At 45.1% G+C, this 15,003-nt stretch carries 17 protein-coding genes; 11 read left to right on the forward strand and 6 right to left on the reverse strand.

The genetic code is table 11. The features are described 5' to 3' along the window. Positions 1-131 precede the first annotated feature (131 nt). Genes H9L11_RS02455 through H9L11_RS02470 form a run of 4 tightly spaced genes read left to right on the forward strand, consistent with a single transcriptional unit; the run spans position 132 to position 2,550 of the window. A complete protein-coding gene (locus H9L11_RS02455; protein WP_005380431.1) occupies positions 132-482 on the forward strand; it encodes an ArsC family reductase in 351 nt (116 codons plus the stop codon). Between the two features lie 18 nt (positions 483-500). Continuing rightward, complete coding sequence (dapE, locus tag H9L11_RS02460; protein WP_205390973.1) at positions 501-1,637, forward strand: succinyl-diaminopimelate desuccinylase; 1,137 nt, start codon at positions 501-503, stop codon at positions 1,635-1,637. Positions 1,638-1,651: 14 nt separating this feature from the next. Further along, positions 1,652-2,350 carry a M15 family metallopeptidase gene (locus H9L11_RS02465; protein ID WP_205390974.1) on the forward strand — a complete coding sequence of 233 codons (699 nt, stop codon included), beginning with the start codon at positions 1,652-1,654 and terminating at the stop codon, positions 2,348-2,350. Further along, entirely contained in the window at positions 2,347-2,550 is a 204-nt protein-coding gene (locus tag H9L11_RS02470; protein WP_005380425.1) for a DUF2897 family protein, read from the forward strand. Before H9L11_RS02465 ends, H9L11_RS02470 begins: the two co-directional genes overlap by 4 nt. Positions 2,551-2,656: 106 nt before the next feature. Here H9L11_RS02470 and bamC read toward each other — a convergent pair whose 3' ends face one another. Further along, the gene (bamC, locus tag H9L11_RS02475; RefSeq protein WP_005380424.1) at positions 2,657-3,676 is read right to left on the reverse strand and encodes an outer membrane protein assembly factor BamC; all 1,020 of its coding nucleotides are present in this window, start codon (positions 3,674-3,676) and stop codon (positions 2,657-2,659) included. 80 nt (positions 3,677-3,756) lie between these two features. Further along, positions 3,757-4,635 (reverse strand): 4-hydroxy-tetrahydrodipicolinate synthase, encoded by an 879-nt coding sequence (gene dapA / locus H9L11_RS02480; protein WP_005380422.1) that lies wholly within the window; start codon positions 4,633-4,635, stop codon positions 3,757-3,759. A 476-nt stretch (positions 4,636-5,111) separates the two neighbouring features. Between dapA and H9L11_RS02485 the strand changes: the two genes are divergently transcribed. Together H9L11_RS02485 and bcp are read left to right on the forward strand one after the other, a co-directional pair. Beyond that, a complete protein-coding gene (locus H9L11_RS02485) occupies positions 5,112-5,654 on the forward strand; it encodes a glycine cleavage system protein R (RefSeq protein ID WP_005380420.1) in 543 nt (180 codons plus the stop codon). Between the two features lie 16 nt (positions 5,655-5,670). Then, on the forward strand, positions 5,671-6,141 hold the full coding sequence (gene bcp / locus H9L11_RS02490; protein ID WP_005380418.1) for a thioredoxin-dependent thiol peroxidase: 471 nt from the start codon (positions 5,671-5,673) through the stop codon (positions 6,139-6,141). 77 nt (positions 6,142-6,218) lie between these two features. Here the strand turns inward: bcp and H9L11_RS02495 are convergent, their stop codons facing one another. Next, entirely contained in the window at positions 6,219-7,292 is a 1,074-nt protein-coding gene (locus H9L11_RS02495; protein WP_005389843.1) for an AI-2E family transporter, read from the reverse strand. 1 nt (position 7,293) lies between these two features. Next, complete coding sequence (locus tag H9L11_RS02500) at positions 7,294-7,530, reverse strand: sulfurtransferase TusA family protein (RefSeq protein ID WP_005380414.1); 237 nt, start codon at positions 7,528-7,530, stop codon at positions 7,294-7,296. A gap of 257 nt (positions 7,531-7,787) precedes the next feature. Here H9L11_RS02500 and H9L11_RS02505 point away from each other — a divergent pair, with 257 nt between their 5' ends. Genes H9L11_RS02505 through H9L11_RS02520 form a run of 4 tightly spaced genes read left to right on the forward strand, consistent with a single transcriptional unit; the run spans position 7,788 to position 10,639 of the window. Next, positions 7,788-9,239, forward strand: coding sequence for a M48 family metallopeptidase (locus H9L11_RS02505; protein ID WP_205390975.1), 1,452 nt, complete (start codon positions 7,788-7,790; stop codon positions 9,237-9,239). Between the two features lie 16 nt (positions 9,240-9,255). Further along, positions 9,256-9,606: an arsenate reductase (glutaredoxin) gene (gene arsC, locus H9L11_RS02510; protein ID WP_064368710.1), complete on the forward strand. Its 351-nt coding sequence runs from the start codon at positions 9,256-9,258 to the stop codon at positions 9,604-9,606. Further along, complete coding sequence (gene wrbA / locus H9L11_RS02515; RefSeq protein WP_005380409.1) at positions 9,607-10,176, forward strand: NAD(P)H:quinone oxidoreductase; 570 nt, start codon at positions 9,607-9,609, stop codon at positions 10,174-10,176. Positions 10,177-10,198: 22 nt separating this feature from the next. Further along, positions 10,199-10,639, forward strand: a complete 441-nt coding sequence (locus tag H9L11_RS02520; protein ID WP_005380407.1) for a DUF2069 domain-containing protein — start codon at positions 10,199-10,201, stop codon at positions 10,637-10,639. Between the two features lie 140 nt (positions 10,640-10,779). Here the strand turns inward: H9L11_RS02520 and H9L11_RS02525 are convergent, their stop codons facing one another. Then, positions 10,780-11,988, reverse strand: coding sequence for a DUF2066 domain-containing protein (locus H9L11_RS02525; RefSeq protein WP_033907510.1), 1,209 nt, complete (start codon positions 11,986-11,988; stop codon positions 10,780-10,782). 365 nt (positions 11,989-12,353) lie between these two features. On the opposite strand from H9L11_RS02525, the gene H9L11_RS02530 reads away from it, so the two are divergent. Beyond that, positions 12,354-13,607 carry a uracil-xanthine permease family protein gene (locus H9L11_RS02530; RefSeq protein ID WP_005389855.1) on the forward strand — a complete coding sequence of 418 codons (1,254 nt, stop codon included), beginning with the start codon at positions 12,354-12,356 and terminating at the stop codon, positions 13,605-13,607. An 84-nt stretch (positions 13,608-13,691) separates the two neighbouring features. Here H9L11_RS02530 and H9L11_RS02535 read toward each other — a convergent pair. After that, a protein-coding gene (locus tag H9L11_RS02535) for an IS3 family transposase (RefSeq protein ID WP_205390976.1) occupies positions 13,692-14,896 on the reverse strand; the annotation gives its coding sequence in 2 pieces (ribosomal slippage) (positions 13,692-14,545 and positions 14,545-14,896; 1,206 coding nt in all). Positions 14,897-15,003 lie beyond the last annotated feature (107 nt).

Below are 15,003 nucleotides of genomic sequence, written 5' to 3' on the forward strand. Positions count from 1 at the left end.
CTATCTGAAAATATTTTCCACCGCATTTTGTCAGTTTGATTGCTTCTTGATAGGATGCTTTAACAGCCCAAATCACTTAAGTGCGTCTTAACCGCGCCAGTGAAAAATAGAACAAAGAAAAAGGAAACACTATGTCGATTACCATGTTTGGTATTCCCAACTGCGATACGATCAAAAAAGCCAAGAAATGGTTAGAAGCCGAGGATATTGCTTACGACTTCCATGACTACCGTAAGCAAGGCATTGATGCAGAAATGGTAAGTGAATTTTGTCGCGCTTTAGGTTGGGAACAGGTGCTCAATAAACGTGGCACAACCTACCGCCAATTAGCGCAAGAGCAGAAAGACACACTTAACGAGGAAAACGCCATCGCTCTTTTGGTAGAAAACCCTGCGATGATTAAACGCCCAATTTTAAAAGTGAATGATCAACTTCATATCGGTTTTAAAGCTGATCAATACGCTAGCATTTTCAACTCTTAAATAAAGGAATACTCAAGGATGACAGACAGTCCAGTATTGGCACTTGCTAAAGATCTGATCAGTAGACAGTCCGTAACGCCGGAAGACGTAGGTTGTCAGGATTTGATGATCGAGCGCTTAAAAGCACTCGGGTTTGAAATTGAAGTGATGGTATTTGAAGACACCACGAACTTCTGGGCTCGACGTGGTTCAGAAGCGCCGCTATTTGCGTTTGCTGGCCACACCGATGTGGTACCAGCTGGCAAATTGGAACACTGGAATACACATCCGTTTGAACCGACCATTATTGATGGTTACTTGCATGGCCGAGGCGCAGCTGACATGAAAGGGTCACTCGCCGCTATGGTTGTTGCAGTTGAACGCTTTATCGCCGAAAACCCAGATCACAAAGGCTCAATTGGCTTCTTAATTACGTCGGATGAAGAAGGGCCATTTATCAATGGTACCGTTCGCGTTGTAGAAACGTTGATGGAACGTGGTGAGAACATCGATATGTGTATTGTTGGTGAGCCATCCAGCACCGACGTGGTTGGCGATGTAGTGAAAAATGGACGCCGTGGATCCATCACTGGTGATTTAACGGTAAAAGGAACACAAGGTCACGTGGCCTACCCTCACCTAGCCAGCAATCCAGTGCACGAGTCTCTACTCGCGATTCATGAACTCGCGACGACAGAATGGGACAAAGGGAATGATTACTTCCCACCGACTAGTTTCCAGATCCCGAATGTATCGGCTGGCACTGGTGCGTCTAACGTTATTCCTGGCGAGTTCCATGTTCAGTTCAACCTACGTTTTAGTACTGAGCTTAACAATGACGCAATTGTTCAGCGTGTTACCGAAACATTGGACAAGCATGAGCTGGACTACGACCTAAAATGGACATTCAACGGAGACCCATTCCTGACCGATACGGGCGCACTGCTAGACGCGGTTGTAGCTGCTGTGGCCGAAGTCAATGATACGAAGCCAGCGCTACTTACAACTGGCGGTACGTCTGATGGTCGTTTTATTGCTCGAATGGGAGGTCAAGTCGTAGAGTTAGGCCCTGTTAACGCTACGATTCATAAAGTGAACGAGTGTGTGAAAGTCGACGATCTTGAAAAGTTGACGGACATGTACGAAAACACGTTGAAACACCTATTGGCGAAGTAATCAGCGAGAACACAATGACACCAGAGCAACTCACCGGAATCACTGATTCCCATCTTCAATCCACACTAGTGGGGCAAAAGGCATTTATGCTTCACCCTAAAGTAATCAATGACTTATTGAAGATGATTAATGCCGCAACCGAAGCAGGTTTCAAAATGGAAATCGCCAGTGGTTTTCGTGACTTTAATCGCCAAAAAGCCATCTGGAACGGGAAGTTTTCTGGTGAGTTGCCAATTCTCGACATAAACTCCCGCCCTTTGAGTAAAGCAGAGTTAAATGACGAAGAGAAATTGATGGCCATTTTGCGCTGGTCGGCATTGCCCGGAGGAAGTCGTCATCATTGGGGTTGTGATTTTGATGTCTATGCGCGCAATTTATTGCCTGCTGACACCAAACTCAAGTTGGAACCTTGGGAGTATCTTGAAGGCCACCAGCAAGCGTTCTACCAATGGTTAAAAGCCAACCTTGGTCGGTTCGGTTTCTTCTTCCCTTATCAGCATGATTTAGGTGGCGTTTCGATTGAGCCTTGGCACATTAGTCACCGCGCTGTCGGGCAGCAATGCCTCGAGCAGTTGACGCTTGATGTACTCAGAAGCCAGTTGATTAAACAAAATCAGACCGACAACATTGCAGGGATTGACGTCATACTGAATAATTTGGATAACGTCGTTGCCAAATTTATTCACAATATCACGCCGCCGGAGGCTCTATGATAGAAATACTAACCAATCCTTGGGTCATTATTATTGTAGTGTTGAGCGTGGTCATTGGTAATATTGCCGCACTCAAATATACCGCAAAAATGAAGTTTGGTCAGATGGATAAAAGCCGTAAGAACGATTTAGATAAGCTGAACACATTGGATAAACAGCGCTACGCTGAAGAAGATAAAAACAAAAACGAGCCTCGTTAGTTACTCACCAGCTTCATCTCGACACATTTAATCTAAACATCAAAAAAGGGACCACTAGGTCCCTTTTCTATCATTAAGTAAACACGCCGCGTTAAGCTCGCTTTGTTTACTGCTTCACTGTTGCAGCCAATACAGGCGCTAGTGATTTCAAAAACTCTTCTTCTACTGGCTTGCCAGAGGAGTCGGTGATATTGATAGACGTACGGTTGCCTAAATCACCAAGTAAGAATGTGTACTTACCAGCGGCTAACTCCACTGGTTTAACGCCGATATCGTTCCAGAATTCATCATCCGGAGACGCATATTTCGCAGTGATTGTGCCCTGCGACTGGCTACGCTCTTCAATCTTAAAGCCCATCTTAGGTAGAATATTAGGCAGACGTTGCCAAAGCATGTTGTATTGCGCACGCGCGATAATCACTGGAAGTCCGCTGCGGTCTTTACCCATTGTGATTGGGATCTGTTTAACCAACTCTTGCGCTTTACGCTGTGCTTCTTCACGCACTTCTTGGTCGTAGCGAGCGGTGACCAAGTTCGTCATGAATACATTGTAGCGCTCACGGTTGGTCGCCGTTACTTCTTTCACTTGATTGCCTTCACGCCAGTCAATAAGGCTCACCTTAAAGCCGTGTCGACCATTTGCTTCAGCGCGTACGATTTCATATCGGCTGCCAATTTCTAGCTCTTCATCTGGCGAATCCCAAGTCACCCATCCTGTCTCGATGCGAGAGTCTGTTTGGCTTTCAACTGGAATCTCGTTAGCCGCGACCATGTTTTGCACCGTTTGCCAAACTTTATCTAGTTCATCTTTACGAAGTAGCCAAAGTGTCACTTCACCATCACTACTGCGGTCCAAACGTGCACCGGGAATAAGCTCTAGGACTTGTTGAGGTGGACGAATGTCGACATCTTTACCTACACCACCAGCGTAGTTACCCTGAGGGATCTCGTAGTTAGGGTAAAACTGAGGCTGTGCACCCTGTGGGACATTCCACTCACCCAAATTTGGGGAGTTCAAATACTCGAAGTCATCTTTTGCTTGACGACGTTGATTGGCACCACCTGAACAGGCAGTCAATACGAATACAGCTAATGAACTTAACACTAACTGGCTTGAAAGCTTCATCTATACTCCTAAAACACCGAGGGCGCTTTGGCCCCCAGTATGAACTTCAATCCTAGTAACTCAATCTTAATAGCTCAATCTTAATAAATATGGGCGTCTGTTAGCGCCTGCTCGACGATCGGCTGCGATTTTTCAGAAAGCGTAGTTAAAGGAAGACGCAAACCACCTTCTTCAATCAAACCAAGCTTTTGCGCTGCCCATTTTACTGGGATAGGGCTTGCTTCGATGAAAAGGTTTTTATGTAGAGTCATCAAGCGTTGGTTAATCGCTTCTGCTTCTTCGTACTTACCTTCACTTGCCAAATGGAACATGTCTGCCATGTCTTTAGCTGCAATATTGTTCGTTACCGAGATAACACCATTGCCGCCAAGTTTCACAAAATCCAGCCCTGTCGCATCATCGCCACTTAGTAAGATAAAATCTTCGCCACAAAGTTCACGATGAATTGCAATTCGTTCCAAATCGCCCGTTGCATCTTTTAGAGCTACGATATTATCAAGCTTTGACAAGCGTGCCACTGTTTCTGGCTGCATATCAACAGCAGTACGGCCTGGTACGTTGTACAAAATTAGAGGCACATCACTCGCTTCGGCAATTGCCTTGTAATGTAAAAACAAACCCTCTTGAGTTGGTTTGTTGTAATACGGTGTCACACTCAGGAAGCCAGCAATACCAGAATCAGCCAGTAATTTGCTAAATGTTACTGCCTCATGGGTAGCATTTGCACCCGTGCCAGCAATCACAGGGATGCGACCGTCGGCAAACTCAACAGTTTTATTAACGACCTTTACATGCTCTTCAATGGTCAGTGTCGCTGACTCACCTGTTGTGCCTACTGCCACAATACCGTCTGTACCCGCTTCAACGTGGTACTCTACTAGCTTTTGCAGACCGTCAAAGTCTACTTCGCCATCTGCTTTGAATGGCGTAATCAGCGCTACGATACTTCCTGAAAACATGTTTATCTCCCTCATTTAACTCTTTCTGCATGGTACTGTAATGCGATTGAAAAACACAAGAGCGTAAACTCGCTTACAAAGTACAAATGAATGAATAATTATCAGTTGTTAGAGGTCTAGCAACTTAATTGCTCTATTTGGTTTGATTAACGGCAATATTGATAATCGTGTTGGGCTTTCGAGTGACTTTAGAATCTATCAGTGATTTGGAAAATACTGAAGAGCACAAGCAAGGAAAATATACTCTCTGGTCTTGTTAGCCAAGTCAGATCTAAGTGAATAAAACGGCCAGACAATAGGCAAGCACATCATGCAAACGTTTTGTTTATCCTATAGCCTGCATTTACTGTTTATTTCCCACCACTCCCCTCAAGCTCCGACTGCTTTTTTATGGACTAAAAAAGAACTGGCTCGATATTTCTTCGCAATATCTGTGCTAACATCTCTCTATTGAAGAAAGGACAAGAAGCTCATTTATGAAGCAACATCTGGTACTTACAGCAGTTGGAACGGACCGTCCAGGCATTTGTAACCAAGTCGTACAGCTCGTTACTCAAGCTGGTTGTAACATAGTCGATAGCCGTATCGCTATCTTTGGCAGCGAATTTACGCTGATCATGCTCCTGACTGGGAACGCCAGCAGCGTGACTCGAGTTGAAACGCAATTGCCCCTGCTTGGCCAAGAACATGACCTTATTACGATCATGAAACGCACAGCGGCGCACGAACTGCTCGATAACAGCTACACCATGGAAGTGTTTATTGAGTCTGAAGACCGCCCTGGGTTAACTGAAAAATTTACTAAGTTCTTCGCTGATCAGCAGATTGGTTTAGACTCTCTTAGCGCGCAAACCATCAGCAAGTCGAAAATTCAACTCGATTCTGACCAGTTTCACATTGCGATTACTGCATCTGTAAGCGCGGATTTTAATTTGATGCAGTTACAAGAAGACTTCGATGAACTTTGTAAGTCGCTCAACGTACAAGGTTCTCTGAATTTCATTAAAAACACACTATAAAGTAAAGGAAATCAAAATGAATACGCTGACAGCAGGCTCGCCAGCGCCAGCCTTCTCTTTGCTCGACCAAGACGGAAATACCGTTTCTCTTGAAGACTTTAAAGGCAAGAAAGTACTTTTCTACTTTTACCCTAAGGCGATGACGCCGGGTTGTACTACACAAGCAAAAGGCCTTCGTGACATCAAAGCTGAACTCGATGCACATAACGTGGTGGTACTCGGCGTAAGCATCGACCCTGTAAAGCGCCTAGGCAAGTTCATCGAGCGCGATGATTTAAACTTCACTCTGCTTTCTGATGAAGACCATGCCGTTGCTGACCAGTTCGGCGTTTGGGGCGAAAAGAAATTCATGGGCAAAGTATACGACGGTCTTCACCGCATTAGCTTTCTGATCAATGAAGAAGGCGTGATCGAACATGTGTTCAACAAGTTCAAAACCAAAGATCACCACGAAGTCGTATTAAACTACTTAAACGAAAACGCTTAAACGCTATTGTTTTTCTACAAACAAAAAGCCCAGCAAACTGCTGGGCTTTCTTTTAACCATCGTACCTTTGGTAACAACTACTCTTGTTCGACAGGTTCGTTTTCTTCCGTGCTTGGTAATGCATGCCATACGGCTTTGACTAATGTCGCTAAAGGAATGGCGAAGAACACCCCCCAAAAACCCCACAGCCCACCAAAGACTAATACAGCCACAATGATAGCAACTGGGTGTAAGTTTACTGCCTCGGAAAACAGAACAGGAACCAACACATTACCATCCAGCGCCTGGATAATACCGTAAGCAAGCAACAACCAATAAAACGGAGGCGTTAAACCCCATTGGAACAAACCAACGATAGCAACAGGTACAGTAACAGCCGCCGCACCGATATAAGGAATCAAAACCGACAGACCAACGGCTACGGCAAGCAACGCCGAGTAACGAAGATCTAAAAGGGCAAAAGTCACGTAGCTCACACCGCCCACGATTAAAATCTCTAACACTTTACCGCGAATGTAATTTGATATCTGCTCGTTCATTTCATGCCAAACTTTATTCGCCAATTTACGGTTTTTCGGCAGAATACCGCTTGCGATTCGCAGCATTTCTTCTTTGTCTTTAAGCAAAAAGAAGATAAGGAGTGGCACTAAGATCAAATATACCGCTAGCGTTGCAATGCTAACTAATGAAGCAAGCGACCCTTTGACGACACTTTCACCCAGCCCCAGTGCTTGGTTTTTGGCGTTCGTCACCACGGTTTCTACTATTTCTAAATTGGCTAGTTCAGGATGGCGCTCTGGCAATGTGACAATAAACTTTTGTAGCCCGTTGTACATGTTCGGAATATCGTTAATTAGATTACCGACCTGAGTCCAAATCGTCGGAACCAAGCCAAACAACGCAATTAACATTAACCCGACAAAGACCAAGATCACGATAATAACCGACAAAGTGCGCGGCACGCCCATACGACACATTTTGACAACTGGCCATTCAAGTAGATAAGCCAAAACGATCGCGACAAGTAATGGCGCAATCAAGTGTCCAAAGAAGTAAATGGTGATAAAGCCAAACAGCAAGATCGCGACGAGACTTACTGCGTGAGGGTCAGAGAAACGTCGTTTATACCAACGACTAACCATTTCAAACATCTTATGCGGATTCCTTATTGAAGACAGTCAATGTGTAGTGCTCTGATGTAGATTGGCAATCAACCGAGTACCCTTGGGCACTAAGATAGTTCACAATGTCTCGTTTAGAGCTGTTGTCCACTACTTGAATGACAAGTTGATGATACTGCTTTGCTTCTCCTTGAAAGACCTCAGCAGCATGACGCTTTGCAAGTAACAGTGCCATAGGACAACGTTGCTCACGCAAATCAAGTAACATGGATTCCATTGTATTGCTCTGCACTTATGATAGGGTTGTATTGTAACGGCTTTTTGAGCTGGTGCTAGCACTTCTGACATGATTTAACCACATGCTGAAATAGCTCGGATGTAAAATAATTTACGAAACCAATTCATTTATTTCCGGTCTTACTGTTAGCTTATATCCTCACGGATAACCAAAACGTATGTGGCGCTGTTAATAGGCTCTCGACCTGTAACCACATGCTTATGTATTTTGGAGAACCTTTTAAACGTATGTTAAAACGCACTCGCTCGCTAGTTTGCTTATGTCTTGCTGCTGCCATCAGTTCGCCGACAACTTATGCCAATAGCATTGACTTGCCAGACATTGGCACAGCTGCTGGTGGCACGCTTTCAATAGACCAAGAGTTGATTTATGGCGACGCCTATATGCGTATGCTCAGAGCCAGTAAACCTATCGTTAATGACCCTGTCATCAATGAATATATTGACTCTCTTGGGCACAAATTAGTGGCCAATGCGAATGATGTAAAAACGCCGTTCCACTTCTTTATGATTCGCGACCGTAATATCAACGCGTTCGCATTTTTTGGTGGCTATGTAGCGCTGCATTCTGGGTTGTTTCTTCATGCTCGTTCAGAAAGTGAGCTGGCCTCTGTTGTCGCTCACGAGATAGCGCACGTCACACAACGTCATCTTGCTCGGAGTATGGAAGAACAAGCACGCCGCTCTCCGGCCACATTAGCCGCACTTGCGGGGGCACTACTGCTTTCAATTGCCTCACCCGAAGCGGGGATGGCTGCAATTACAGCAGCAACCGCGGGCAACATGCAAAGTCAAATCAACTACACTCGTGCAAACGAAAAAGAAGCGGATCGCTTTGGTATTTCGACACTAGCAAAAGCCGGTTTTGATGTTCAAGCAATGCCAAGGTTTTTTGGCCGTCTTGCTGATGAGTATCGTTATGCGAGTAAACCGCCACCAATGCTCCTGACTCACCCTCTGCCTGAAGATCGAATTACCGATAGCCGTGCGCGAGCAAGAACCTATCCTCCAATGCGTGTTGTGCCTTCAATAGACTATCATCTAGCTCGCGCGCGCATTGTGGCTTGTTACGCTGGCATTGATGGACAAGCCGCCCTGAGCTGGTTTGAGCGAACTCAAAAGAAAGCCTCTGCGGACATTACACCTGCTTTTGATTATGGTCGAGCACTCGTGCATTTAGACAATAAACGCCTATCTCAAGCGGAACCAATTTTGAAAAAGTTACTGGAACAAGACCCAAGTAACCCGTTTTACTTGGACGCTATGACGGATTTATATATCGAGAAGAAGCAGCCAGAAAAAGCGACCGAGATGCTCCGTAAAGCGTTATCTCGTAACCCTCAAAATAAAGTATTAACCATTAACTACGCCAATGCGCTACTTGAGGACAATAAAAACGATCAAGCCACGCGAGTTCTTCAAAGATACACTCATGACTATCCTGAAGATACAAATGGCTGGCACCTAATATCGAAGAGCTACCACGCGCTAGGGCGTAGCGATGAAGAATTGGCTGCTCGAGCGGAAATTTTGGCATTGCGAGCAAATTGGAATAAAGCGATTCAATATTATAGTGAAGCAAGTAAAATGGCCAAGTTGGGCAGCTTAGAGCAAGCGCGATACGATGCCCGTATCGACCAACTCATGATCCAAAGAGATCGATTCATGGCATTACAATAACGAAATGGAGAAAACCATGTCAGTCGTGATTTATCACAACCCTCGTTGCTCAAAGAGCCGTCAAACACTTGAACTGCTTGAGCAAAATGGTGTTACACCGGAAGTCGTCAAATACCTAGACACACCACTTAACGTGGATGAACTAAAAGCGCTGTACGCCCAGCTTGGCTTTTCATCTGTACGTGAAATGATGCGCACTAAAGAAACTGAATATAAAGAGCTTGGCTTAGGCGAAGACTCCGTCAGCGATGAGCAATTATTCGAAGCAATGGCGAAAAATCCAAAGTTGTTTGAGCGTCCGGTAGTCGTTGCCAACGGCAAAGCAAAAATTGGTCGCCCACCAGAGCAAGTGTTGGATATTTTATAAATGGATTGCCAGATCCTTATTTTGTATTTCAGCCGTCATGGCTCGACAAAACAACTGGCAAGACAAATAGCAAGAGGAGTCGAATCGACTCCTCAATGCCAAGCAATTTTGCGTACAGTTGAAGAATTGTCACCTCACTCACACTCCCCTTCTGATCCAATTGTTACTCTAGAGGAACTGAAAACGTGCGACGGTCTAGCGTTTGGCAGTCCCGTCTGGTTTGGCAACATGGCTGCGCCTTTAAAGCACTTCTGGGATCAGACTACATCTTTATGGGTCAGTGGTGACTTAATCGATAAGCCTGCTTGTGTCTTTACCTCTTCGTCCTCGATGCATGGTGGTCAAGAAACAACGTTACAAAGCATGATGACCCCTTTATTGCATCACGGGATGATGGTTTTGGGCATTCCTTATTCCGAGCCAGAGTTACACACTACGCAGTCCGGAGGCACTCCGTATGGCGCCAGCAGTGTAGGCCATGAGGCGACCCTGAGCAGTGAAGAGATTCGCCTGGCACAACAATTAGGCAAAAGGCTGGCAACTGCAGCGTTAAAACTAAAAGTCTGTTAGTAAAATCAAGGATAGTTAATCGATGTCTGACTCTTTAGACCAAACACCACTCGGTACACAGGCTAAAACCTATCGTTACCTGGCTTTATTTGGCAACTTAGCCTTATTAGCCTGGGTCGCTATTTGGCAGCTTGCGTTATCCCCTCACCCTCACCTCAGCAGCACAACACTTGCTATTGCTTGGTGTATTCCGCTACTACTTCCGTTGCCTGGTATTTTAGCTGGTAAGCCTTACACTCATGCTTGGGCTAACTTTGTTCTTATGCTGTATTTCTTGCATGCGCTGACCATCCTTTATGTGGATGGGGGTGAACGCTGGCTTGCGGCAGTGGAACTGATACTGACTTCACTCGGTTTCGCTGGTAATATTTTGTTTGCTAGAGCGAGAGGCAAAGAGCTAGGTCTTAAGTTGAAACGCCTCTCTCAAGTAGAAAAAGAAGAAAAAGCGAAATTCAATAAATAACGCCAATCGCAGTCAATCACTGATCATTGGTTCGAATACGAATTTAGAAAACAAAAAGAGTCGCTATTGCGACTCTTTTTTATGCTTACCACATTGGTGTTTGATCCTTGCGTTTCACGCCTGGAACGCTACCAAGGAGATTACGATGCCGAGCGCCACTCGTAGATCAAGTCATACTGTTCTCGGACAGGCTCCACAATCATCGGCTGAGTTGGTTGTGTTTCGTCACTTGCTTCTGCCACAACATTTACTGGTACTTCAGGCTGCGCTTCTTTTGGCGTCGCGGCGTCTTTTGCTTCATTACTCTGAACCAATGGCTCTTCTTCTTGAGTTGAAGCTGGGGCATCAACTTCACCTAAAGGATCTTCAAAAACCATTAATTGAGAAATAGAAGAAGCTTCTTTCTCAAAAGCTTGTTGTGATGCCAAAAGGTGGATGTTGAGCGTTAACTCGTCCCCTTGAACACGCTTAATCTCTGTACCCGCAACCGAATTAAGTTGTTTTAGCGCATTCTCTAAACGGAAGAAGTCCGTGGCAGAGGTTACATTAAGGACTTTCACTGCTAGCGCTTTTGAAGACTTTCCTGAAACCACAACTGCACTCTTACTTGCATAGTAGTCTGCGATGCCATCCACCATTTCTGCAATAGCATTAGCACCTGATGCAGACCCGCTACGCGGAGAACGTTGCGCCTCTACAATTCTCGTTGGCGACTGGTCGTAGAGTGTCCAACGAATTTGTTCACCTTGAGCTCGTACAACCAAAACGGCGTCAGCTGGGTAGCGCTGGCTAGCTTGACCAATTGGCTCAATAAAGCCGCCCCAAAGATCAGAGACATTAACACCGGTTACATCATCAAAATCCCCAACCGGGATAGTGATTGGTAGGCCTCTTAGTTTCGCTGCGCTACGAAGTGCTGCAACATTTGAAGATTCAGAATGCTCCCACGCAATGTTACGATCGTAACCCTGTTCTTCAACCATCCAAACTAAAATATTGGCACGATTTGGCGACCAAGATGGCAATTGTGCTTGTGTTAAAAGAGAGCTGATTTGGTCGTTGTTAAACAACATTTTTAAGCTCGCTTTTCCATCAACCTGCCCATAGCTCAGTTGAGAAATGTAACGCGCACTTGAGCTAAGTGCCTTTTTAATCACTGGATTGCTTAAAGAGGATTGAGAACCGGTCGCTCGAACAATCACATCCTGCATACCTTGTTGACGAGCCAAAGACTCACCGTCGTTCTGCTCACTGTCGATAACCACTTCGGCACGATAGATATCCACCTGAGTTAATGCATATACTGGTAGGGACAACCAACCTATCAGTAAGAGAGCTAAATAGCGCATAGTTTTTATAATCCTCTGAACAAGAACCCGAATAATAAGCAACTATCAAATCTTGAGCAAGGTAAGTACTGAGTAAATTGTCTGTATTATGACCAGCTTTGTTAACTCGGGCCTCAACCAGCGCTTCAGTGCTATTTTTTATAATAAACTCATTGCTTATTAAGCTATCTCAACAAGTTAGGCTGTCCATTTTTCATCTTCACGCAAGACACGTAAAAGAGGACAATTTGCAAGCAAGCAACTCTCAAAAGTGCTATTTATGGGAAAAATTCAATCGAAAGTTTGATCTATGCAACATTGCAAACGATTGCAGGATGATAGTATTCGCCGGATTTGTCTGCGTATCTTGAAAATAGGGAATTATTATGAAAAACGCGTTACAAGGCGCTCAAATGCTCTTTGTCGCTTTTGGTGCTTTGGTGCTTGTGCCGCTCCTAACTGGCCTTGATCCAAACGTAGCCCTCTTTGGTGCCGGTGTCGGTACTCTCCTCTTCCAGTTAATGACTAAACGTTCTGTTCCCATCTTCCTTGCCTCTTCTTTTGCGTTTATTGCTCCTATTATGTTCGGTATCCAAACTTGGGGTATCGGTGCAACGATGGGCGGCTTGATGGCAGCGGGCTTAGTTTATGTGGCTCTAGGGGCGATGATCAAAGTGCGTGGTGTTGGATTTATCCATAAAATTCTCCCGCCCGTTGTCGTTGGCCCTGTGATCATGGTTATCGGCCTTGGCCTTGCCCCAACGGCAGTGAACATGGCGGTAGGTAAAACTGGTGATGGAGCTGCACAGCTAGTTAATGGTGATGCTGCGATCATTATCTCGGCGGTCTCACTGCTCACAACCATTGTACTCAGCGTTTTTGCAAAAGGCTTTTTGAAGCTCGTTCCTATTGTTGGTGGTATTCTTGCTGGTTACTCTGTTTCTCTATTCTACGGTGTGGTTGATTTCACTCCCGTAGAGCAAGCGGCTTGGCTAGCCATGCCAAACTTCACCGCGCCAGAGTTCAATATCAACGCAATTTTGTTCATGATTCCTGTCGCTATCGCACCTGCGGTTGAGCACGTAGGTGACATGCTTGCTATCTCAAACGTTACAGGAAAAAACTACCTGAAAAAACCAGGCCTTCACCGCACAATCGCAGGTGACGGGGTGGCAACTATCGCAGCTTCGATGGTGGGTGCTCCACCAAACACCACTTACAGTGAAGTAACAGGAGCGGTAATGCTAACCAAAGCATTTAACCCTGTGATCATGACTTGGGCAGCAATCACCGCAATCGTACTTGCATTGGTAGGTAAGCTAGGTGCGGTTCTTCAAACGATTCCAGTTCCTGTCATGGGCGGCATCATGATTCTGCTGTTCGGCTCCATCGCAACGGTAGGCCTCAACACACTGATCAAGAATAACGTTGATTTACATAAGTCTCGTAACCTAGTGATTGTTGCCGTAACACTTGTGTTTGGCATTGGTGGTATGGCTTTCGGTATTGGTGAGTTCAGTCTACAGGGTGTGAGCCTATGCGGTATCGTGGCAATTATTCTTAACCTTGTGCTACCAAACGATTTAGGTGAAAACCACGTTGTGGATAACGCACAAATGGAAGAAGAAAGCGCGAAATAGTTCGTTTGCGCCGCTTTATTAGGTGGCGTGTCTTACTCTTCTCCTCTTGTATGACCCGTCCTGATATGGGTTGACACTTTTTAACTAAAACGCTCGATGTACTTCATCGGGCGTTTTGTATTTTAAAGCCGTATGAGGCCTCATTTGATTATAGATATCTACGGACTCTGCTACCATCGTCCTTGCTTCTTTCAGATCTTTCGGTTTCTTCAGCAAGAGCTCCATTTTGAGTATCCCATTTACACGCTCAGCTAAAGCATTCTGATAACAGTCATACCCGTCTGTCATTGAGCAAGTCACTCTATGTTTCTTATGGATATCTTGATATTCCTTCGAACAGTATTGTGAGCCTCTATCTGAGTGGTGTATTAGCTTTTCTTCACTCTGCCGTTGCCTGAGAGCTGAGATAAATGCCCGCTTAACTGATTGAGTTTTCATGTTGTCATCCACATAAAAACCAACAATCTTCCTTGAATAAGCGTCTGTAACCAAGCTGAGATAACTCTCTCCATTTTGAGTTGGCAAGTAAGTAATATCAGCAACCCACAGTTGTTCTGGCTTCGTTGGTGTCAGCCCATCTTTCACTTTGTTTGGGTGACAGAAAAATCGATGACGGCTGTCAGTCGTTCGGTGATAGGCTCGTCTTGCTCTCACTAACAGCCGATGCTTTCTGAGAAGTTCAAAGAGCTTATCGCGACCTATTTGAATGCCCTTTGTTGCTGCTAAGAACTTCAGTTTACGCGTGCCAATGCGTGGCTGCTTCAGCCTGACTTCACGGACAAAGCCAATGACAGTATGCTCATGATGTTCACAACGAGATTGAGTTTGGCATTGCTTATAATAAGCTTGGCGAGAGATTTGTACTAACTGACAAAACTTCGTAACGCTCAAACCTACTATGGTTTTCTCTTGGACAACGCTTCTTTGTGCTTTTTTGTCACTCTAACACCATAGTCACGTTCCATAACGTTCACGACAGCTTCAAAGAAGTCGGCTTTGAGTTGAGCATCTTCGAGCTGCTTTTCAAGCTCTTTAATACGTTGCTCTGGTGTAGGAGGTGAATTGAACTCGGTCATAGAGTCTCCTTTGGACATAAAGTTAGGTGTCCCTTTAGACCAATCTAGTCGACCATGCTTACGAAGCCAAACCAAAACCGTAGAGCAACCTTGGATGCCATACTTCTCTTGGGCTTGTTTGTAAGTGAGGCTTCCTTTTTCAACCTCATCAACTACAGTGAGTTTAAAAGCGAGGGAGTAATCGCGCTGAGTTCTTTTAGTTTTTGATTTCATAACACTCTCCAATTTTGGGGGTGGAAAGTGTCAACCTTATTTAGGACGGCACAGTAGATACAAAAAAGGCTTGGTTTTCACCAAGCCTTTTTCTGTTCAGTCATAGT

Source organism: Vibrio sp. sp1, assembly GCF_016920955.1.
GTDB classification, from domain to species: domain Bacteria; phylum Pseudomonadota; class Gammaproteobacteria; order Enterobacterales; family Vibrionaceae; genus Vibrio; species Vibrio alginolyticus.